At 64.9% G+C, this 23,230-nt stretch carries 11 protein-coding genes; 8 read left to right on the top strand and 3 right to left on the bottom strand.

All coding sequences use genetic code 11. From position 1 onward, the window contains the following. Positions 1-400: 400 nt before the first annotated feature. Both E8K79_RS02155 and E8K79_RS02150 read right to left on the bottom strand, forming a co-directional pair. Positions 401-967, bottom strand: a complete 567-nt coding sequence (locus E8K79_RS02155) for a DNA-3-methyladenine glycosylase (protein ID WP_136513275.1) — start codon at positions 965-967, stop codon at positions 401-403. Between the two features lie 8 nt (positions 968-975). Continuing rightward, positions 976-1,605: a DUF4136 domain-containing protein gene (locus tag E8K79_RS02150; protein WP_136513274.1), complete on the bottom strand. Its 630-nt coding sequence runs from the start codon at positions 1,603-1,605 to the stop codon at positions 976-978. A 178-nt stretch (positions 1,606-1,783) separates the two neighbouring features. Here E8K79_RS02150 and E8K79_RS02145 point away from each other — a divergent pair, with 178 nt between their 5' ends. Further along, positions 1,784-2,266: a universal stress protein gene (locus E8K79_RS02145; protein WP_136513272.1), complete on the top strand. Its 483-nt coding sequence runs from the start codon at positions 1,784-1,786 to the stop codon at positions 2,264-2,266. Between the two features lie 25 nt (positions 2,267-2,291). Further along, complete coding sequence (locus E8K79_RS02140; RefSeq protein WP_135869989.1) at positions 2,292-2,465, top strand: rubredoxin; 174 nt, start codon at positions 2,292-2,294, stop codon at positions 2,463-2,465. Between the two features lie 44 nt (positions 2,466-2,509). On the opposite strand, the gene E8K79_RS02135 is transcribed toward E8K79_RS02140, so the two are convergent. Further along, the gene (locus E8K79_RS02135; protein ID WP_136513271.1) at positions 2,510-2,770 is read right to left on the bottom strand and encodes a hypothetical protein; all 261 of its coding nucleotides are present in this window, start codon (positions 2,768-2,770) and stop codon (positions 2,510-2,512) included. 111 nt (positions 2,771-2,881) lie between these two features. Here E8K79_RS02135 and E8K79_RS02130 point away from each other — a divergent pair, with 111 nt between their 5' ends. From E8K79_RS02130 to E8K79_RS02105, 6 genes are all read left to right on the top strand, one after another. Beyond that, positions 2,882-3,562 (top strand): ABC transporter ATP-binding protein, encoded by a 681-nt coding sequence (locus E8K79_RS02130; RefSeq protein ID WP_136513269.1) that lies wholly within the window; start codon positions 2,882-2,884, stop codon positions 3,560-3,562. Next, a complete protein-coding gene (locus E8K79_RS02125) occupies positions 3,555-6,053 on the top strand; it encodes an ABC transporter permease (protein ID WP_136513268.1) in 2,499 nt (832 codons plus the stop codon). Before E8K79_RS02130 ends, E8K79_RS02125 begins: the two co-directional genes overlap by 8 nt. Positions 6,054-6,105: 52 nt before the next feature. After that, positions 6,106-6,783 carry an arylesterase gene (locus E8K79_RS02120; protein WP_136513266.1) on the top strand — a complete coding sequence of 226 codons (678 nt, stop codon included), beginning with the start codon at positions 6,106-6,108 and terminating at the stop codon, positions 6,781-6,783. 284 nt (positions 6,784-7,067) lie between these two features. Further along, positions 7,068-8,609 carry a PfaD family polyunsaturated fatty acid/polyketide biosynthesis protein gene (locus tag E8K79_RS02115; RefSeq protein WP_281276036.1) on the top strand — a complete coding sequence of 514 codons (1,542 nt, stop codon included), beginning with the start codon at positions 7,068-7,070 and terminating at the stop codon, positions 8,607-8,609. Continuing rightward, positions 8,606-16,000, top strand: coding sequence for a type I polyketide synthase (locus E8K79_RS02110; protein ID WP_136513264.1), 7,395 nt, complete (start codon positions 8,606-8,608; stop codon positions 15,998-16,000). The genes E8K79_RS02115 and E8K79_RS02110 overlap by 4 nt, the downstream gene beginning before the upstream one ends. Before the next feature lie 2 nt (positions 16,001-16,002). Continuing rightward, positions 16,003-23,184, top strand: coding sequence for a beta-ketoacyl synthase N-terminal-like domain-containing protein (locus E8K79_RS02105; RefSeq protein WP_136513263.1), 7,182 nt, complete (start codon positions 16,003-16,005; stop codon positions 23,182-23,184). Positions 23,185-23,230 lie beyond the last annotated feature (46 nt).

Here is a 23,230-nt window from a genome sequence, read left to right as displayed (position 1 = left end):
TCTCCCTGGGCAAACGCAGAAGAGTATAGCGGAGGGTTATTAATTTGCACCAATGTTTCACAACAGGTAGTGCGCTTTAGCAAGCTTGAGTGGCGGCTGCCCTAGCCATGGCAACGGATGCGTGCAGGTGCGTAGGTCGCCGTGGCAGTCCGGCGATGACGCAGCGTTGTCCGGTTAGGATGTTGCAGTAGCCGGAAAAGTTCCCCCTCCCCTTGCGGGAGGGGGTTAGGGGGTGGGGTAAGGTGCCATCATTTCCCTTGGCTTGCGGCTTCACCCCCCCCCCCGGCCCCCTCCCGTCAAGGGAGGGGGAGGCTGGAAATGGTTGGATGTTGGTGATGCACGTACCAAACCGGACAAAGCCGGGGATGACGGGGTCTGGATGGAGATGCAGTGGCGGGAGTCAACGTTTTGATACGTGTGGATTATCTTCGAGGTAGAAGCGAAGCGGCTTGGCGGCCCAATCACCGGCGTAGGCGACGCCGATGCGCGGACGCGTGACGATGCACCTTTCCTCCTCGTCCCTGCGTGCCGCGACGAAGAGGTCCCCACTCAAAAGGTCGTGACCGTTGCAGCGCAAATCGATCCCCATGGCGCGACAGAGAAGGCCCGGGCCGCTGGTGCGCTCGTGGACGTTGCGTACGGGCTCGAGGGCGCGCAGCAGCACGGCGCAGGCGTTTCCCTCTCGCTCAGTTACGACGTTGAAGCAGCAGTGAATGCCGTAGATCAGATAGACGTAGGCAAAACCTGGCGGACCGAAGAGGATGCGGGTGCGGGGGGTGAGCCCCCTGGAGGAGTGGGCGGCAAGATCCTCCTCCCCCAGGTAGGCCTCGACTTCGACGATCTTTCCCACCCGCGTCTCTCCGGCAGCATCATGGACGAGGTAGGCGCCTAAGAGCTCGTGGGCCACGGTTACCGTGTCCCGGTCGTAGAAGGAGCGCGGAAGCGGTGTCAAAGGGAGGGAGCGCATCGCCGCCCCTAAAGGACCCCTTCCTTTCTGAGCGCCTTGACCACCTCGCGGGCCAGTTCCTTGCCGACGCGGGTCACCTTCTCAGGTTCGGTCGCCTCGATGGTTCCCGCCCAGAGCAGTTTGTCCGAACGTGCGTCGAACAGGTTCACCTGCATGGTGGCGATGTCGTAGGTGGTAACGTAGGTCGGGCCGTACATGGCCATGGAGCGATAGTAACCGGGAAAATCCCAATCCGGGAAGGCGGGCGGGTACCAGTAGCCTGGGTACGGGGTGGCGATGGCGCTCGGCTGCACCGTGGTCTGCCGCTCGACCTTGATGGTCTGCACGGTGAGGACGGCCTGCGCGCCGACCCGTCTGACGGCGCGGTCCAGTGCGTACCAGTCGGGAAGCGCGCTGCCCTGGATGATCGAGTAGCTCGCGACCCCTTCGACGCCGTGGCGGCTCAATTCGCTCACCAGGGTATCCTCGTACACCACGCGGCTCGACTGTTTCGGTGAGAACCCGACCACCAGTATCTTGCGGATCCCTTCGCCGCGCAGCGACGGGTTGCGCCAGGTATCGACCATCGACACCGAAGCACAGGAGCAAAGCATGACGGTGAGGCAGATAAGGGCGGCTATCCTGAGCAGGTTACGCATGTGACACCTCCGACAACAAGCTGAAGTTGCGTGATTAAGGCGGTTCATCCGGTGCCCGGGCAGAAGACCCGAATACTTATACCAAGTTGCTGCGGGTTGGCAATCGTATATACTGGGTGGGTCTCGTCGGCCGAAAGCCCCGGCCCAGGGCCACATCCACTAAATCAGGAGGCAAGCGATGGAAAATTTCAAACGCGTTCTCGTGGTAAACAGGATGAGCGAGTACTGCCGGGATGCCGTGCAGGCAGGTATCTCGATTGCCAGGAAGTACGGCGCGGAGCTCATGGTCCTGCATATCGCAACCAACACGGAAGGGACCATAAGCATGGCGGGAGGTGCGCTGAACGCCCCGAGTGCCATTCCCGACGAGGTGAAAAACTACGCCAGCGTTCAGGAGCGGGCCAAGGATGAACTGGAGCAGATGATCGGGCAGGAGATCCGGTCCGGGCTGCCGATAAAGGTGATCATCAAGGAAGGCAAACCGGTGGACGAGATCGTGCAGACGGTGAAAGACGAGCGGATCGACCTGATGGTGCTCCTTTCCCACGAGGAGGGACGCCTGGAGCACATGCTCTTCGGAAGGGACAACGACGCCGTCCTGCGCAGGATGCCCTGCAGTATCCTGCTCATAAAACGCGAGCCCGAATCGGTCGAGTGGTAGTCGCGGAAGCGACGGGAGAATGCCAATGCAGAGATGGATCTGTACCATCTGCCAGTACGTTTACGATCCTGCCGAAGGTGATCCTGTCAACGATGTCCCGCCTGACATATCCTTCGAAGAACTGCTCCCTGAATGGCACTGCCCGGTGTGCGAGGCGGCCAAGAGTTTTTTCGAGCCCCTGGCAGAAGAACCGCACTGACACAACGAACGGAGTGGCTGTACGGACAACCTGCAGAGCAGGTCTTATGACCTGCTCTTCTTTTTGAGGCTAGCCTCGCTGCGGCGTGCGGGTCTTACAGTAGGCCGCTCCTGGAACCGCTCAGACTCCGGATGTTTGCAGACTACGTCATAGCCGACCGGCAGGGCGTAGCCGCACTCTGTCTCGTCGAGGCAGCAGTAGTACAGTTCCCTGCCGAGTCCGGGCACCACGGCGCCTACACTGCTGGTCTTGCAGCCGCCGTAGCGGTCAACTCTTTTTTGGCATCGACTTTTGACAATGGCCATGGCACCCTCTCCTGGTTGCATAGTGCGGGAGAGTATAATAAAAAAATTCTAACTGTAAACCCGGCCGGCAAAAAAGGCCGGAGAGACAGCGCCACACTGGAACCACACCCGATGACCATCCTGCAGGCCAACGAGATCACGAAGCAGTACCGCATCGGCAACCGGGACATCACCGTCCTCGACAGCATCTCCCTCGAGGTAGCCCCGGGCGAATTCCTGGTGGTGAAAGGAGAGAGCGGCAGCGGCAAGTCGACGCTCCTCACCATCCTCTCCGGTCTGGACCGCCCGGACCTCGGCCGCATCTCCATCGAGGGGCGCGACATCACCGACCTGGACGAGGACGCCCTTGCTCCGCTTAGAAACAGCACCTTCGGCTTCGTATTCCAGTCTTTCCACCTGGTCCCCTCCCTCACCGCGCTGGAAAACGTCATGTTCCCGGCCGAGCTCAAGGGGGACACGGAGGCCCGCACGAAGGCGCTTGCCCTTCTGGACCGGGTAGGCCTTTCTCACCGGGTCGCCAGTTTTCCGCATCAGCTCTCGGGAGGGGAGAAACAGCGCTGCGCCATCTGCCGTGCACTGATCAACGCCCCGCGCATCATCTTTGCCGATGAGCCGACCGGCAACCTCGACTCGGTGAACGGCGAAGCGATCCTCACCCTGCTGCTGGAACTGCAGCGCGAGCGCGGCACCACCATGATCCTCGTCACCCACAGCCCGGAAATAGCCAGGAGTGCCGACCGGGTGATCACGCTTAAAGACGGCCGGATCGTCACAGGCGCCGACCATGGTTAACACCCGCTTCGTCCTGCGCCAGATCACCGGCGCGAAACGCCAGTGCACCGTCTTCATCCTCTGCGTCGCCCTCTCCATGGTTACCCTCGTCTCCCTGGGCAGTTTCAGGGAGAGCGTCGACCGCTCGCTGTTGCGCGACGCCCGATCGCTACACGCCGGCGACATCATCGTCAGGTCGCACGCCCCCCTACCCGTTCCTCTCGAGAATGAAATTGAGCGGCTCGCAAGGGAAGGCGAAGTAAAAACTGCCCGCTACTGGGACTTTTACACGGTGGTACAGAAAGCAAAGGATGAAGGATCGCTTCTATGCGACCTGAAGGTCGCCGAGCCCGCGTACCCCTTTTACGGGCAGGTGACGCTTCGCTCGGGCCGCCCCCTGAAAGAGGTGCTGAAGGCTGGGAGTGTGGTCGTCGAGCAGCAGTTCCTGGACCGTTTGCGGGTGCGCCTGGGGGATGCTGTGAGGGTGGGAAACACGACGCTCGTCGTGCGCGATGTGGTGCTCGCCGAGCCGGACCGGCCGGTGAACTTCTTCTCGCTTGGACCGCGTGTTTTCGTCGCCGCCGCCGACCGGGACGCCCTCGGGCTGATCGGGCTCGGCAGCCGGGTCGATCACGTAACCCTTTTGCAGCTCGCGGACCAGGGGAAGCTCGATGCGACGGCGGAGCACCTGGGCAAACTGGCGGACCAGTCCCGGGTGCGCGTAGAGACCTACAAAAACGCCGGCTCCCGGGTGAAGCGCTTCTTCGACAACCTCCTTTTCTTCCTGAACCTGAGCGGCATCTTCACCCTGCTCCTCTCCGGCTTCGGGATCCAGAGCACGCTGTTCGCCCTTTTGAAGGAACAGGAGAAGACCATCGCGGTGATGAAGGCCCTGGGTGCCGGGAGCCGCTTCATCATCGGCCACTTCCTCGCCCTGACCCTTGCGCTAGGCTTCGTCGGGACGCTCTTTGGGTTATGCGGCAGTTTCTTCCTGCAGCACCTTCTGCCCGCCCTTTTCAGCGGCCTGATCCCCGCGCGGGTGACCCTGCAGATCTCGTTCAGCGCCGTATGGCAGGGGATGTCCATCGGCCTCTTGGCGGTATTGCTCTTCACCGCCCTCCCCCTTTACCGCCTGAAGGAAGTGAAGCCGCGCGCCATCTTCGGCAAGGAGGAAACCACCACCCTCTGGAGCCGGTCCACCTGGCTCATCGCCGGTGCGGGAACCCTCTTCTTCCTCGGCATGGTGCTGTTGCGGCTGCGTGACCTGAAGACGGGGCTCTACTTCATGGCGGCTCTGGTGCTCCTTATCCTTGTTTCCTACCTGTTTGCCCGTGTCGCACTGTACCTGCTCAGAAAGAGCGTTCCCGGAAACCTCGTGCTGCGGCAGGCGTTGAAGGGGCTCTTCCGGCCGCACAACGCGACCCTCTCCATCATGGTGACGCTCTCGGCGGCACTCGGCGTCATCTTCTCGATCACCCTGGTGGAAAAAAACCTCGACGCCTCCTTCATCGAGTCCTTCCCCCCGGGGGCTCCCAACGTCTTCCTGATCGATATCCAGCCCGGGCAGAAGGAGGAGATGGCCACGCTACTCGGCCCCGGCGCCACCTATTATCCGATCGTCAAGGGGACGGTAAGCGCCATCAACGAAGCGGTCATCGATCCGGAAAAGGAGCGGCAGTCGCGTGGGGACAACCTCGGCCGCGAGATGAATCTCACCTACCGGGACAGGCTTCTTTCCGACGAGAAGATCGTCGCCGGGAAGACGCTCTTCAGGAATGACTGGGGCGACGCGCTGCAGGTCTCCGTGCTGGACACCGTGCTCAAGATGCACGAGATGAAGGTGGGCGACAGCATCACCTTCCGGATCCAGGGGGTGCCGATGACCGCGCGGGTTGCCAGCATCAGAACCCGCACCAGCAGCGGTTTCACGCCATTTTTCTATTTCGTCTTTCCCGAGCAGGCGCTCTCCGACGCGCCGCACACGATCTTCGCGGCGGTGCGCGTGGAAAAGCGGAAGATCTCCTTGCTGCAGAACCAGGTGGTGGCCCGGTTTCCCAACGTCAACGTGATCGATCTTACCGAGACCGCACAGCTTTTCGGCAGGATCATGGGGAAGCTCTCCACCATCGTCCGTGTCTTCACCTCGTTCAGTATCGTCGCCGGGGTACTCATCGTGGTAGGATCGGTGTTCGCAACCCGCTACGCGCGCATACAGGAAGCCGTTTATTTCACGGTTTTGGGAGCCAGGAGGCGGTTCGTGCTCGGCGTCTTTGCCGTTGAGAACCTCGTGATCGGCAGTGTGAGCGGGATCATCGCCCTGCTGATGTCCCAGGTTGCGAGCCGGCTGATCTGCACGAAGGGGCTGGACATGACCTACGCTCCCTACCCCGTCCAGAGCCTCCTTCTGGTGGTAGCGACCACCGCCCTGGTGGAGCTGGTCGCCCTGTCGGTTACCATCCCCCTGGTCCGTCAAAAGCCGGTGATCTTCCTCCGCGAGCAGACCGATGAATAGGCCAAGGAACGCCAGTCCATAATTCCACTGCTGCCAAAACCAAGGAGCCCCCATGCTTCACCCCACCCCCCGCAAGCTGCTCACCCTCTTCGCCCTAACCCTCTGCTCGTCCATAGGCGCCGGTCCGGCCATCGCTGCCGGCACCGCGAAGCCCGCATCAAGTTCCTCCCAGGGCACCATCGTCGCTTTCGGCGACAGCCTCACCGCAGGCTACGGCGTCGCCGAAAGTGACTCCTATCCCGCACAGTTGCAGCGCAAGCTGCACCAGGCCGGGCATCAGTGGACCGTGATCAACGCCGGAATCAGCGGCGAAACAAGCTCCGGAGCGCTCGCCCGCGTCGACTGGGTCATGAAGCTCAAACCTGACATCGTGATCCTCGAAACCGGCGCGAACGACGGCCTGCGCGGCCAGGACCCGGAACTCACCCGGAAGAACCTAGTCAGCATCATCGCCAAACTCGAGTCAAGAAACGTGATCGTGGTACTGGCCGGGATGCGCATGCTGAAAAACCTGGGTCCTGCCTACACAAGCAAGTTCGCCGAGGTGTACCGCCGCGTCGCGAAAGAGCACAAGACCATCCTGATCCCGTTTTTCCTGGACAAGGTCGCCGGCAAGGAAGGGCTCAACCTCTCCGACGGCGTCCACCCGACCGGCAAGGGGTACGCCATCATCACCGAAAACATCTACCCCTACGTCATCAAGGCGATAAGTCAGAAGACGCGGCGGTGACCGTTCCGAAACGGCTAAAAGTTGCCCTGAACCCGCGTCTTCTCTTGCTTTTTCACACGATTTAATGTACAGATGCTCTGTTTAACTGGGCATCTTTGCTTACAGTCGGCGGACCAGTCTCCTCCATGCCCGACTCTTGTCCTTCAGCCGATTCATCACCTTAACGCCATCGCAATTCCGCAGCTGATTCGCTGGCAACAGGAGAATCCCGATTGGATCTATTTTCACTTCAGGGTGATGCAAGCGCTCGCTCTGCCAGAGCCGACAGTTTCGAGCCTGACGCTATGAGCCTCAAAGACGCGCTTCGTGAGATACGCCAGCCCCTGTACCTGCAGAAGAAAGGCGCTCGTCTGGTGCCCCACTTGGGGAGCGCCGAGGAACTGACCTCCGTTGCCGGCTATGCCCCCGCGTGCCTCCCGGAGAACCTGGGAGAACCCTCCTTTTGCCGCGAGATCGGCATCCGCTACCCCTACCTTGGCGGCTCCATGGCCAAGGGGATCAGTTCCGCCGCCATGGCCGAGGAACTCGGGCGTGCCGGGATGCTCGGCTTCTTCGGCGCCGCCGGGCTCCCCATAGCTACGGTCGCCGAAACGGCCGACCGCCTGAAGGCCTCCCTGGGCGACATCCCTTACGGCTTCAACCTGATCCACTCCCCGCACGAGCCCGAGCTCGAGAAGGAGCTGGCCGAACTTTACATCCGGAAAGGCGTGCGCATCATCGAGGCGTCCGCGTTCCTTGGCCTCACCCTTCCACTGGTGCGGTACCGCCTGCACGGCATAAGCCGCGCCGCCGACGGGAGCATCGTCACGCCGAACCGGATCATAGCAAAGGTGTCCCGCGAGGAACTTGCCGCCAAGTTCTTTGCCCCCGCCCCGGAAAAACTACTGCGCGCGCTCGTCGAGAACGGCTCGCTCACGCCGGAACAGGCCGAGCTCGCAGCTCATATCCCTCTCGCCCAGGACGTGACCGCCGAGGCGGATTCCGGCGGGCATACCGACAACCGCCCCGCCATGGCGCTCTTCCCGACCATCCTCTCGCTTGCCGCACGCCTCGAGCGCCAGTACGGCTACGACTGCCGGCTGCGCGTTGGCCTTGGCGGCGGCATCTCCACCCCGGCCTCCTGCGCCGCGGCGTTCGCCATGGGGGCCGCGTACGTTATGACCGGTTCCGTCAACCAGGCCTGCGTCGAGTCCGGCACCTCCGACACGGTGCGCGCCCTCTTGGCCGGCACCCGCCAGGCCGACGTCACCATGGCCCCCGCCGCCGACATGTTCGAGATGGGAGTCACCGTGCAGGTCTTGAAACGGGGCACCATGTTCCCGATGCGCGCCGCCAAGCTCTACGAGATCTACCGCGCCTACGGCAGCCTCGAGGAGATCCCGGCCGCGGAACGCGAGAAACTGGAAAAGACCATGTTCCTCGCGCCGCTTGATGAGATCTGGCGTGGCACCCGCGACTACTTCTCGAAGCGCGACCCGTCCCAGGTCGAGCGCAGCGAGCGCGATCCCAAGCACAAGATGGCGCTCGTCTTCCGCTGGTACCTCGGCATGGGCGCCCACTGGGCGAAAGACGGCGTCGAAAACCGCAAGATGGACTACCAGGTATGGTGCGGCCCCGCGATGGGGGCCTTCAACGAATGGACCGCGGGCTCTTTCCTCGAAACGCCCGCCGAGCGCAGGATCGTAACCGTCGCGCTCAACATCCTGCACGGTGCGGCGCACCTCACCCGCGCCAACTTCCTGCGCGCCCAGGGGCTCGAACTCAGGCAGGAAGAGATCGCACCGCAACCTCTCGATATCGCACAAATCAAGGAGTACCTTTGTTGAAAACTGATGATCTGAAGCCCGCCACTTCCAGCAACGGAAATCAGCTCGCCATCATAGGCATCGGTTGCCTCTTCCCGAAGGCCGGTGACAAGGACGCCTACTGGGCGAACATCACCGACGGGATCGACGCGATCACCGAAGTCCCCCCCACGCACTGGCCGGTGGACGCCTATTTCGACGAGGACAAGAAGAGCCCGGACCATACCTACGGTCGTCGCGGCGGCTTCCTTTCTCCGGTCGATTTCAACCCGATGGAGTTCAACATCCCTCCCAACGTGCTCGAGGCGATCGATACCTCGCAGCTTCTTGGCCTCATTGCGGCCGGCCAGGCGCTGAAGGACGCAGGTTACGGTCCCGAGCGCACCTGGGACAAGAGCAACGTCTCGGTCGTCCTCGGGGTCACCGGCACGCTGGAACTGGTCATCCCGCTGGGAGCGCGTCTAGGGCACCCGATCTGGCGCTCCGCCCTGAAGGATGCGGGTGTCGACGAAGAGACAGCCAAGGACGTGGTCGAGCGCATCTCGGACTCCTACGTCTCCTGGCAGGAGAACTCCTTCCCGGGGCTTCTCGGCAACGTCGTTGCGGGGCGTATCAGCAAACAGTTCGACCTCGGCGGTACCAACTGCGTCGTCGACGCCGCCTGCGCTAGCTCCTTAAGCGCGCTGCATCTCGCCTCCATGGAGCTAAACTCCGGCAAATCGGACATCGTCGTGACCGGTGGCATCGACACCTTCAACGATATCTTCATGTACATGTGCTTCAGCAAGACCCCTGCCCTTTCCCCGACCGGCAACGCCAAGCCTTTCGACGTCACGGCGGACGGAACCATCCTCGGCGAAGGTCTCGGCCTCGTGGTGCTCAAACGTCTGGCCGACGCGGAGCGAGACGGCGACAGGATCTACGCCGTCGTCCGCGGCGTTGGCTCCTCCAGCGACGGCAAGGGTGACGCGATCTACGCGCCGAGCGCTGCCGGTCAGAAGAAGGCGCTCCTCGACGCCTATAAAAACGCCGACGTCACCCCTCAGAGCATCGGACTTTTGGAGGCGCACGGCACCGGCACCAAGGTTGGCGACGCGGTCGAAGTGAGCGCGCTGCGCGATGTTTACGGGAAGTCCGATGCGCCGTGGTGCGCACTGGGTTCGGTGAAGTCGCAGATCGGCCACGCCAAGGCTGCGGCGGGCTCCGCAGGCCTCATCAAGGCCGCCCTTGCGCTGCACAACAAGGTGATCCCTCCCACGATCAAGGTGCAGACTCCGCAGAAAGAGGTGGTGGCCGACAACTCTCCGTTCTATCTCCCGGCCCACAAGCGTCCCTGGTTCCCGCGTCCCGACGTGCCGCGCCGCGCCGGCGTATCGGCCTTCGGCTTTGGCGGATCGAACTTCCACGTGGTGCTCGAGGAATACCACCCGGAAAAGGAAGCCGCCGACTGGGACGGCAACACCCAGATCATCACCCTTTCCGGCGCTGATGCGGCAGCCATCACGGCACAGCTCGACACGGTCCCGGCAGGGAGCGCGGAAGCCGCTTCGGCATGGACCGCGGTGAGGGATTTCGCCCTCGCCTCCCGTTCCTCGTTCGACGCCAAGGCACCTTGCCGCCTCGCGCTCGTCGTCGAACACGACAGGACGAACCTCTTATCGCTGGTGAAAAACGCCCGTGCCATGCTGGCAAAAAACGACAAGTCGGCCTGGCAAACACCGGACGGCGCCTACTTCGCCTGCGGTGGCGTACCTGGCAAACTCGGCGTCCTCTTCCCGGGTCAGGGCTCGCAGTACAACGGCATGCTGAACGACCTCGCCTGCAGTTTCCCGCAGGTGCTCGACGCCCTCGTCACCGCCGATGCAGGCTTCTTCTCCGAGAACGGATCGCGGTTGTCCGACCTCATCTATCCGCCGTCCGCCTATGACGAGGCAACGCGGGTGAGCCAGGAAGAAGCGCTTCGCGCCACCCAGGCCGCCCAGCCCGCCATCGGCGCGGCGAGCCTCGGTGCTCTGCGTCTGCTCCAGGCCTTCGGCGTCGCCCCGGAAGCGGTCGCCGGTCACAGCTACGGCGAACTGACCGCGCTCTGCGCTGCCGGAAGGCTCGACGAAAGCGCCTTCCACGAGCTCTCCCGCCTGCGCGGCAAGCTCATGGGGGCAGGCGACGGAGACAAGGGGAGCATGCTTGCGGTCTCCGCCCCGCTCGCGAAGATTGCCGAGGCGGTCGCAGCCGAAAAGCTCGACCTCGTCATCGCCAACAAGAACGCGCCGACCCAGGCCGTCCTTTCCGGCGCCACAGCAGAGATCAAGCGCGCCGTCGCCATCTTCAAGGAGCGCGGGCTCACCTGCAAGGAACTCCCGGTAGCCGCCGCGTTCCACAGCCAGTTGGTCGCCGACGCAGCGAAGCCGTTCCTGGCAGCGCTGGAAAAGATCGACATGCCGCAGGGGCGGATCCCGGTCTACGCAAACACCACAGCCGCCCTCTACCCCGCCGACACGGCGCAGGCGAAGGCGCAGCTTGCCGCACAGTTGGCCAAACCGGTCGAATTCGTCGCCGAGATCGAGGCGATGTACGCGGCTGGTGTCACGACCTTCGTCGAAGTAGGCCCCGGTAACAGGCTGACCGGTCTCGCCCAGGCGATCCTCGCCGAGCGTCCGCATCTCGCGGTGGCCCTCGATGCCTCTTCCGGCAAACGCTCCGGCATCGCCGATCTCGCCCGCACCCTGGCTCAGTTGAGCGTACTCGGCTACGGCGTCAACCTTGCCCTCTGGGACGAAGGGCATAGCCCTGCCCCCGTCACCGGCAAGAAACCGGCCCTCAGCATCCCGATCAGCGGTGCGAACTACGTGAAACCGAGGCAGAAGAAGCCGCCGGTCCAGCCCAAGCCGGTTGCGCCCCCCGTCGCTCCGGTCCAAGCGGCACCCGCAGGCGCAGCCCGGGCAGCCGTTCCGGTCCAGAATGAGGCACCGGTTTCCCAGATGCCCCAGCAGGCTGCAGTGCCGGCAGCGTCCATGGCGCAGCCGGCCTTCGCTCCCGTCCAGGGAGCAGGCCAGGACTCGCTCAGCGAATCGTTGCGGCTAGCGCGTGAAGGGATGTCCGTACTGCAAAAGATGCAGGAAGACACGGCCCAACTGCACCGTCGTTTCCTCGAAGGGCAGGAAGTGGCCGCCAAAACCTTCCAGGCACTTCTCGAGCAGCAACAGCAGCTCGTTATGGGCGGTATGAGAGCACCTGTCGCTGGAGTTGCGCCTCAAGTCGCCGTAGCACCAGTACAAGCTGCAGCTTATGTCGCGCCCGCACCGGCCTATACTCCGGCAGCCGTCGCCCAACCCGTGCCGTCGGCACCTGTCGCAGCACCGGTTGCACCGACAGCAGTCTTGCAGCCTGCGGCAGCTATTCAGACAGCATCCGTCGTGGCACAGACCGCACCCGTAGCATCTGCCACGCCCGCTGTGGGCAATGAGAAAATCACCCAGGCACTGCTTGCCGTGATCGCCGAAAAAACCGGCTATCCCGTTGAGATGCTTGAGCTTGACATGGGCATGGATTCGGATCTTGGCATCGACAGCATCAAGCGCGTGGAGATCCTTTCTGCGCTGCAAGAGCGTCTGCCCGGCAGCCCCGTGATCGGTCCCGAGCATCTCGGCACCCTGCGTACCCTCGGCGACATCGCCGGCCACCTCACCGCCGGGTCCGCAGCCGCGCCCGCGTCCGTCGCAACCACCACGCCCGCGTCCGTCGCACCAGGTTCCACCGCTGGCGCCGCAAAGGTCACCGAAACCCTCCTCACAGTGGTGAGCGAAAAAACCGGCTATCCGATGGAAATGCTTGAGCTGGAAATGGGGATGGACTCCGATCTCGGCATCGACAGCATCAAGCGCGTAGAGATCCTCTCCACCCTGCAGGAGCGTCTCCCGGGCGCCCCGGTGATCGGCCCCGAACATCTTGGCACCCTGCGCACCCTCGGCGACATCGCAGGTCACCTCGCCGCTGGCACCGCATCTGCGGCCCCAGTAGCAGCTGCCGCGTCCACCGTGGCCATTGCGTCCACAACGTCCGCAGGGTCCACCACCAGTGCTGCCCAGATCACCGAGACTCTCCTCACCGTAGTGAGCGAGAAAACCGGCTACCCCTCCGAGATGCTCGAACTCACCATGGGGATGGACTCCGACCTCGGCATCGACAGCATCAAACGCGTAGAGATCCTCTCCACGCTTCAGGAGCGCCTCCCCGAGTGCCCGACCATCGGTCCCGAGCACTTAGGCACCCTGCGCACCCTCGGCGACATCGCCGGTCACCTCGCCGCAGGCGCCGCCTCCGCAGCCCCAGTAGCAGTTGCCGCGCCCGTCGGGGCCGTCGCGTCCACAACGTCCGCGGTGTCCACCATCAGCGCCGCCAAGGTCACCGAAACCCTGCTTGCAGTTGTGAGCGACAAAACCGGGTACCCCGCCGAGATGCTCGAACTCACCATGGGGATGGACTCCGACCTCGGCATCGACAGCATCAAACGCGTGGAGATCCTCTCCACCCTGCAGGAGCGCCTCCCCGAGTGCCCGACCATCGGTCCCGAACACTTAGGCACCCTGCGCACCCTCGGCGACATCGCAGGTCACCTCGCCGCAGGCGCCGTAGCCGCAAGCGCCGTAGCATCAGGCGCTGCACCCGCATCCACCGCGTCCAATGCGTCCACCGGGTCCACCATTGATGCCGCCAAGGTAACGGAAACCCTCCTCGCGGTAGTGAGCGACAAAACCGGCTACCCTGCCGAAATGCTCGAACTCACCATGGGGATGGATTCCGATCTCGGTATCGATAGCATCAAGCGCGTGGAGATCCTCTCCACCCTGCAAGAGCGCCTCCCCGAGTGCCCGACCATCGGCCCCGAGCACTTAGGCACCCTGCGCACCTTGGGCGACATCGCCGACTACCTCGCCGCTTCCGCAAAGACTGCCGCCCCCGCCGGTCAGCCCGCGACAACCGCCGCAGAAACAACTCCGGCACCCGTCGCCGAACCGGTACAGGTCGCACCGCAAAACATCCAGCGCAGCACCGTCGTCCCCATGCTCCTCACCGAGAACGACGATGCCGACACCATCACCCTCGCCAACGACGGCGAAATCTGGGTTACCGACGACGGCTCCGCCTTCGCTGCGGAACTCTGCGGCATCCTGCTCGAACACGGCTGCTCGGTGCGCAAGGTGAACGCCGCACAGGCGGGCCAGATCGCCCCGGCCGGCAAACTCTCCGGCCTTGTCATCTGCGCGCCCGTTGCCGGCACCGACGACCAGTTCCTGGAGAACGCCTTCCTCCTGGCTAAAGACGCGGCAGCGGCACTCATCGAGTCCGCCCGCGCCGAAGGCGCCGTCTTCGTCACCGTCTCCCGCCTGGACGGCGCGTTCGGGTTCGGCTCCACGAAGTCCCTCAAGGACCCGCTCTCCGGCGGCCTCGCCGGACTTGCCAAGACCGCCGGTTTCGAGTGGCCGGAAGTCTCCTGCAAGGCGATCGACCTCGGCGATTTCGCACACCCCGCAAGCGCGGCCGGCGCCGTCGCCATCGAGATGCTGCGCCGCGGCCCGGGCGAAATCGGCCTCACAACGGAAGGGCGCTTTGCTCTGCAGACCACCGTACTCCCGGCGGCTCCCGCGCCGGAGCGCGCCGCGCTGGAAAACGGCGACGTGGTCGTTATCACCGGCGGGGGACGCGGCGTTACCGCCGTTTCCGCTCTTGCACTGGCTAACGAGTACCACCCCTTCCTGGTCCTTCTGGGCCGCTCGCCCGAACCGCAGGAAGAGCCTGCCTACCTCGCAGGCCTCACCGAGGAGGCGGAGATCAAGCGCGCCATCATGCAGAACGCGACCGGCAAGCTGCACCCGCGCGAGATCGAGGAACGCTACCGCTCCGTAGTGGCCGGCCGCGAGCTGCGCGCCACCCTGGAAAGCATCGCCGCCACCGGCGCCCAGGCCATCTACCGTTCGGTCGACATCCGTGACCAGAGCGCCATGGAACTCCTTCTGGGCGAGGTGCGCCGCGCCCACGGCCCGATCCGCGGCATCGTCCACGGCGCCGGGGTACTCGCCGACCGCCTCATCGTCGACAAAACGGCCGAGCAGTTCGAGCAGGTCTACAGCACCAAGGTGCACGGCCTCCGCTCCCTCCTGCACGCGACCCGCAACGACGAACTGAAGGTCATCGCCCTCTTCTCCTCCTCGACCGGCCGCTTCGGCCGCGTCGGCCAGGTGGACTACGCGGTCGCCAACGAGGTGCTCAACAAGACCGCCCAGGTCGAGGCACGTCGCCGCTCCGACTGCCGCTGCGTCAGCGTCAACTGGGGGCCCTGGGACGGCGGCATGGTCACCCCTGCCCTCAAGAAGGTGTTCGCTTCCGAAGGGATCGGCGTGATCGGCCTCACCGAGGGGGGCGCGTTCCTTGCCCGCGAGATGTCAGCCAGCGATGCGCCGGTCGAGATCGTCGCCATCGCCGAGCTTCCCGAGCAGGCAAGCGTCACGCCGCCCGCACAGGCAAGGGCACAGAACCTCTCTGAAGCCTTCGCGCTCACCCTGACCGTGCCCGAATATCCCTTCCTGCGCTCCCACGTGCTGGACGGCAAGGCGGTCCTCCCCATGGCAGTGATCGTCGAGTGGCTTGCCCATGGCGCTCTGCACGGCAACCCGGGCTTCCGCTTCCACGGCTTCAACGACCTGCGCATCTGCAAGGGAGTGGTTTTCGAGGACAACACCCCCTTCACGGTGAACGTGATGGCCGGGCGCGCCGAGAAACGCGAGTCCTTCTGGCTCGTTCCTGTCGAACTCTGCAGCCCGGGCGTGAACGGCAAGACCGTACTCCACGCCCGCGCCGAGATCGTTCTCGCCACGAAGCATCCTGAGGGGATCCGCTCCATCACCGAGATCCCGAGCACCACCTATCAGCCGCTCGAAGGGGTGATCTACAACAACGAGCGTCTCTTCCACGGCCCCGACCTGCACGGCATCGAGCAGGTGGTCGGCTGCTCCGCGAAGGGGATCGCCGCCACGGTGAAGGGGGCCCCGGCGCCCGCAAAATGGATCAGGCGCCCGCTGAGAAGCGCCTGGATCACCGACCCGCTCGTTCTAGACAGCGCCTTCCAGTTGATGATTCTCTGGAGCTTCGAGCGCTTCGGGTCAGGTTCGCTGCCGTGCTTCGCGGCACGCTACCGCCAGTTCCAGGAATCCTTCCCGCGCGAAGGGGTGCAGGCGGTGATCCGCGTCACCCAGGAGAGCGCACACGGCGCCAGCGCCGACATGGAGTTCCTCGACCGCGCCAGCGGCAAACTCGTGGCGCGCCTCGAAGGTTATGAATGCATCATCGATCCGTCCCTCAAACAGGCCTTCCAGCGCAACAAACTGCGCACCGTGACGGTCGTGGGGGCCGCATAAGCATGAAGCAGCAGTCCCAATCCGTAGCAATCGTCGGCATCGGCGGAATCTTCCCCGACGCGCCTGAACTGACCGTTTTTTGGGAGAATATCCGCAACGGCAAAAGCTCCGCCCGGGAGGTCCCGCAGGGGCGCTGGGCCGTCTCCGCCGATACCGCCTTCCACCCGGAGGCGGGGAAGCCGGACCACGTCTATTCCAGGCGCGGCTGCTTCATCGAAGCGATCCCCTCCGCATCACAGCTTTCGGGCCTGCAGCTGGACCCGAAGCTCGCCGACGGGCTTGATCCCGCCATCCACCTTCTGCTTAACGCCGGCAAAAGGGCCTTCGACAGCGCGGTAACCGCAAAGCTCGACCGCTCCCGTGTCGGCGTCATCATAGGCAACCTCGCCCTGCCGAGCGAATCGTCGGCACAGCTCTCCCGCGCCCTGCTCGGGCGCTCCTTCAAGGAGAAGCTTTTGGGGCACGCGGGCAGCGATCCGATCCCCAACCCGCTGAACCGCTACGTTGCCGGACTTCCCGCCGGGCTTCTCGCCGCGGCCCTCGGCCTTGGCGGCGGCTGCTCCACCCTGGACGCAGCCTGCGCCTCGTCGCTTTACGCCATCAAGCTCGCCTGTGACGAACTTCTCGCCGGGCGCGCCGACGCCATGCTCACCGGCGGTCTCTCCCGCCCCGACCCCCTCTTCACCCAGATGGGCTTCTCGCAGTTGCGCGCCCTCTCGCGCCGAGGCATCTGCTCGCCTTTCGACGCGTCCGGCGACGGCCTGGTCGTCGGAGAAGGTGCCGGCATCTTCGTCCTGAAGCGGCTCGACGACGCCATCGCACAAGGGGATAGGATCTACGGCGTTATCAGAGGGATCGGCCTCTCCAACGACGTGGGGGGAAGCCTGCTCGCCCCGATGGCCGACGGCCAGTTGCGCGCCATGCGTGCGGCCTACGTCAAGGCCGGGTGGAATCCGCAGGACGTCGACCTGATCGAGTGCCACGCGACCGGCACCCCGGTTGGGGACGCGACAGAAGTCTCGAGCCTCAGGGAGCTCTGGGGCGAGGTCCCGGGAAAGCCGTGCGTGATAGGGTCGGTGAAGTCTAACATAGGGCACCTCCTTACCGCCGCCGGTTCCGCCGCTCTCACCAAGGTGCTTCTCGCCATGAGCGAGGAGACCCTGCCCCCTACAGCCAATTTCAGCCAGGCACCCGAAACGTTCAGGCTCGAGGAAAGCCCGTTCCAGGTCCTCACGCACGCCAAGGCATGGAAACGACGCGCCGATGGCGTCCCGCGCCGCGCCGCGGTATCCGCCTTCGGCTTCGGCGGCATCAACGCCCACCTCCTCGTCGAGGAATGGCTCCCGGAAGGCAAAGCCGCCGCGGCAGCGCCCCCGAAACAGGGTGGAGCGGTGGCCGTGGTCGGCATCGATGCCCGCTTCGGCAAGTGGCAGGATCTTGCCTCCTTCCGGACCCGCGTGCTCGGCGGCGACGAGGATGCGAAACCTTCCCGCCCGACCGACTGGTGGGGGGGCGAGAAATGCGCCTGGTTCGATCGCGAAAAGTTCAAGGAAACCCCTTTCGCCGGCTACTTCCTGGACGAGTTCACCCAGGTAACGGACCAGTTCCGCATCCCGCCGCGCGAGCTGGAGGAGACACTCCCGCAGCAGCTACTCATGCTGCAGTCGGCTGCGGCCGCTATGAAGGACGCGGGGGTCGACGGCAGCGACAACCTGCGCGCCGGGGTCTTCGTCGGGATCGCGCTCGATTTGAACAGCACCAACTTCGCCTTCCGCTGGTCCATCGCGGAAAAGGCGAGGGAATGGGCGAAGGAGCTCGGCCTGGAACTTTCCGACGCCGAGCTTGAGGCGTGGACCGCCGAACTGCGCGATCAGAGCGGGCCTGCTTTGACCGCGAACCGCACCATGGGCGCCCTCGGGAGCGTGGTGGCAAGCCGCGTCGCGCGCGAGTTCCGCTGCGGCGGGCCGAGCTTCACCATGTCGAGCGAAGAAAGCTCCGGCCTGCGCGCCCTGGAAACCGCGGTGCGCCAGCTGCAGTCCGAAGAGATCGACCGCGCCATCGTGGGTGCCGTAGACCTCGCGGGCGACCTGAGGGCGGTCATCGGCCAGCACCTGACCCGCCCCTACTCCGCCTTCGGGAGCGCCACCCCGTTCGACCAGTCCGCCGACGGCACCGTCATCGGCGAGGGAGCGGCCACCGTGGTCCTCAAGCGCCTCGAGGACGCGGAGCGCGACGGCGACCGCATCTATGCCGTCATCGAGGGGATCGGCGCCGCCAGCGGCGCAGTCATCCTCCCCGGCGCGGACGCCTACCGCAACGCCCTCGAACGCGCCTACGGCGAGGCAGGCTTGACCCCGCAGAGCGTCGACCTCATCGAGGCCCACGGCAGCGGCAACGCCGGTGAAGACCGCATGGAAGCCGCGGCCCTGGCCGCGTTCTTCGATCAGCCCGGCGCCGTGGCCACCCCCCGCCGTCTCGCCGTCGCGAGCCTCAAGGGGGACATCGGCCACAGCGGTGCCGCTTCCGGCCTCGCCTCGCTCGTGCGCGGCTGCCTTGCCCTCTACCAGGAGATCATCCCGGGCGCACGCACCGGCGAACGTCCGATGGACGCCCTCTCCGGCTCCGGCGCCCTCTTCCTCCCCGCCGGGTCGCGCTACTGGCTCAGAAACCGCAGCGAAGGCGCGCGCCACGCAGGCGTCAGCGTCTTTGGGGTGGACGGCAGCGTTAGTCACGTGGTGCTGAAGGGTTACGAAAAGGTACCGGAACGCGCCGCACAGGAGCGGGTGGCGCCGCTTGGCGCATGGGACGAGTTCCTCTTCTGCCTCACCGGTTCCGATCGCCAGGAACTCTCCGAGAGGCTGCGGCAGTTGCGCGAAGCGGCGGAGGCAAAGCCCGCGCCGGACCTCGCCGCCCTCTCCAGGAAGACCTGCTCCGACGCAAAAGTCGGCGCCGAGATGCCCCTCGCCGTGGCGCTCGTGGCTAGGAGCGCCTCCGAACTGGCATCGCTTTGCCTGCAGGGAGAGCGGATGCTGGGAGAAGATGCCGTCTACGCCGACGCGGTGCTGCACCCGTCGCTGCGCGACCGACTCTTCTTCAACGCGACTCCGATGGGCGCCGCCGCGAAAATCGGCTTCGTCTATCCTGGTTCCGGGAACCATTTCCTCGGCATGGGGATGGAGCTCTCGGCACGCTGGCCGGAGGTCTACCGGCGCCAGGACGCGGAAAATCTCTACCTGCGCGACCAGTTCCAGCCCGAGCAGTTCTGGAACGGCGCTTCGCTCGAGAGCGTCAACGAAGACCACCTCGCCGTCATCTTCGGCCAGGTGGCGACGGGATGTGCCGTTACCGACGTGGTGCTGCGCTTCGGGATCATGCCGAACGCCGTGATCAGCTACAGCCTCGGCGAATCGGCCGGTCTCTTCGGCACCCGGACCTGGACCGAGCGCGACCTCATGCTCACCCGCATGAAGGCCTCCACCCTCTTCACCCGCGACTTAGCTGGAGAGTGCCGCGCCGCGCGCAAGGCGTGGGGCGAGCCCGAAGGGAAGGAGATCAACTGGTGCATCGGCGTCGTCGACGCACCGGAGCGCGAGGTGCGCCGCGCGCTCAAAAAGACCTCCCGCGTCTACCTCCTCATCGTGAACACCCCGGACGAGTGCGTAATCGGCGGGGACGTCAAATGGGTGAAGCACCTTGTCGCCATGCTTAACTGCCGTTTCTTCGCGCTGCAGGGGGTTACCACGGTCCACTGCGAGGTGGCGCGCGAGGTCGGCAACGCCTACCGCGACCTGCACGTCTTCAACACCAACCCGCCCGCCGGGGTCACCTTCTACAGTGGCGCAGCAGGCAGCGCCTACCAGGTGAACCGCCGCAGCGCCGCGGAGTCCATCCTGGCCCAGGCGGTAGAGGGGATCGACTACCCGAAGGTGATCGAAGCGGCCTATGCCGAAGGGGTGCGCTACTTCATCGAGATGGGTCCGGGCGCATCCTGCAGCCGCATGATCGGGCGCATACTCGGGAACCGTCCCCACGTGGCCCGTTCCGTCTGCCAGCCCGGTACCGACGCCAACTCTGGACTTTTGAGGCTACTGGCGCAGCTGACCGCCGAGAGGGTCCCTGTCGACCTGGAGCCGCTCTTCGCCGCGGCAGCGACGACGACCATCCTGCCGTCCGCGGCCAAGAAAGGCCTGCGCTTCACCACCGGCGGATCACCGTTCGCACCCACTGCTCCGCAACCCGCGCGACCGTTGCAGTCGCAACCGGCACAGCCTGAACCTGCGTCTGCCGCCGCGCCGTCCAGCGCCCCGCTCAGTTCAAGCGCCACGCCCGTCGAAAAAGAGACGGCTGCGGCTTCCGCATCGGGTACGGCGCCGCAGATAAGGCAACACGCCGATGCGCCGGTACTTACCCGGCCAAAGCCCGCGTCACAACAAGCATTTGTGCAACCCGCACCTGCAGCGCCGACCGTTTCACATGCGGCACAGGTATCGGCAACGGAGTCGCAGATGAGGCAACCGGAAGCTCAAGCAAGGCCCGCCGCGGCGGCCCTTCAACCCGAACGGGAGCAGGTGACCGAACCGCTGCTGCGCCAGTTCGCCAAGACGCAGGACGCGAGCCGTCAGGCTCACGAGGCCTACCTACGTATCGCCGACGATCTGAACCGCTCCATCGCGCAGACCCTCGCGCTGCAGATCTCGCTCCAGCAGCAGATGCTTGCTGCCGGGATTCCGGTAGATGCTGCAACATTCGCAGCCGCCCCGGGCTCGTTGACGCTGGGCCTAGTGGCTCAGCCGTCCACCTCCCCTATCCCTGCACCCGCCCCCTACCCCGGCGCTCTCCCTGCCCTGTACGACTACGACGCGTGCCTGGAGTTCGCGGTAGGTTCCGCCGCCAAGATGCTCGGCCCCGAGTTCGCCGAGATCGACAGCTATCCGACCAGAGTAAGACTGCCGGACGTGCCGCTGCAGCTCGTGCACCGCATCGTCGCCCTCGAGGGCGAGCCGAAATCGATGACGCATGGCCGCGTGGTCACCCAGCACGACGTTCACCCCGGCGCCTGGTACCTGGACGGCGGCCGCATCCCGACCTGCATTGCAGTCGAAGCAGGCCAGGCGGACCTGTTCCTTTCCGGCTACCTCGGCATCGACTTCATCACCAAGGGGCTCGCTGTCTATCGGCTCCTCGACGCCGTGGTGACCTTCCACCGCGAGCTTCCGGCGCCTGGCGAGACGATCAACTACGACATCCACATCGAGCGTTTCTTCAGGCAGGGGGAAACCTACCTGTTCCGTTTCCACTTCGAGGCAACGGTGAACGGGGAGCCGCTTCTCTCCATGCGCAACGGCTGCGCCGGGTTCTTCACCCAGGAGGAGCTCGACGCCGGCAAAGGGATCGTGCGCGGTGCGGTCGACCTGCGCCCCCGTACCGGGAAGCTCCCCGCGGACTGGCGTTACCTCGTGCCGATGCAGCCCGCTTCCTTCAGCGCGGCGCACCTGGGCGCCCTCAGACGTGGCGACCTGGCCGGCTGCTTCGGCCCGCTCTTCGCCGGTCTGCCGATCAAGCGCCCGCTCACCATCCCGGGTGGACGCATGGAACTCGTGCATCGCGTCACCGAGCTTTCCCCGGACGGCGGACGCTGCGGGCTCGGCTTCATAAGGGCTGAGGCGGACATCCACCCGGACGACTGGTTCATCACCTGCCACTTCGTCGACGACCGCGTCATGCCCGGCACGCTCATGTACGAGTGCTGCATGCACACGCTGCGCATCTTCCTGCTTCGCCTGGGGTGGGTCGCCGAGGCCGATGGCGCCGCATGGCAGCCGGTTCCGGGCGTGGCAAGCCAGCTCTGCTGCCGCGGCCAGGTGCTCGAGACGACCAAGGTGGTCACCTACGAGGTGACGGTGCGCGAACTGGGGTACCGCCCCGAGCCCTACGCCATCGTCGACGCGCTCATGTACGCCGACGGCAAGCCGATCGTGGAGATCACCAACATGTCGGCCCGCCTCACCGGCACCGATCAGCAGACCTTGCAGCGTCTCTGGCAGGGGGAAGCTCCCGCTGCAGCGCTCCACGCGGCAGTACCGGCGGCGGACTACGACCGCAAGCCCGCGATTTACACCAAAGAGCAGATCCTCGCCTACAGTAACGGCAAGCCGTCCGAAGGGTTCGGCGACCGCTACAAGGTGTTCGACAGCGAGAGAAAGATCGCCCGTCTGCCGGGTCCTCCCTTCCAGTTCATGGATCGGGTCACCGCCGTTGCGGGGGAACCGTGGGTGATGGCGCCGGGCGCCATGGCCGAGGCGCAGTACGACATCCCGGTGGACGAGTGGTACTTCGCTGCGGATCGCCAACCGCGCATGCCCTTCTGCGTGCTGCTTGAAGCCGCTCTGCAGCCCTGCGGCTGGCTCGCCGCATACGTTGGCTCCGCGCTCGTGAGCCCGACCGACATCTCCTTCCGAAACCTGGGCGGTACGGCCGTGCAGCACCGTCCGGTCACCCCGCAAAGCGGCACCCTGACCGCCACCGCGAAGCTGACCAAGGCAGCCACCTCGGGCGGCATGATCATCCAGGAGTTCGACTTTTCGGTATCGGACCGTCAGGGCGTCATCTACGAGGGGGAGACCATGTTCGGTTTCTTCGCCAAGGAGGCGCTGGCGAACCAGGTCGGGATACGCGAAGCGGCACCGTACCAGCCCACCGCGGCCGAGGTATCGCGCGGGCGTTCGCTCCCCTATCCCGAGTCCCACCCCTTCCCGGAGAAGTCGCTCCGCATGATCGACCGGATCGAACTGTACGTGGCCGACGGCGGTCCCGCCGGGCTTGGCTACCTGAAGGGGACCAAGCGGGTCGTAGCCGAGGACTGGTACTTCAAGGCGCACTTCTACGAGGACCCTGTCACGCCGGGGTCGCTCGGGCTCGAATCGTTCCTGCAGTTGGTGAAATTCGCCGCCGTGCAGCGCTGGGGATGGCACCAGGGAGATACCCTTGCCGCCGTCGCGCTCGGACATAAGCACCGCTGGCTCTACCGCGGCCAGGTTGTGCCGACCGACAAGGAAGTCACCGTACTGGCCTGGATCACCGCCGTCGACGAAGAAAGGCACATCCTGACCGCCGCCGGTTATCTCTACGTGGACGGCCGTGCCATCTACCAGATGGAAGATTTCACGGTGCAGCTGGAGCGGTAAAGGCGTTCAGCTTACAAAGTTTTCAAGCATCCCAAGTTAAGGTGAT

It is taken from the genome of Geomonas edaphica (genome assembly GCF_004917075.1).
GTDB classification, from domain to species: domain Bacteria; phylum Desulfobacterota; class Desulfuromonadia; order Geobacterales; family Geobacteraceae; genus Geomonas; species Geomonas edaphica.
Note: the sequence above shows the minus strand (reverse complement) of the source record. Positions and strands in the feature narration are given on the sequence as shown.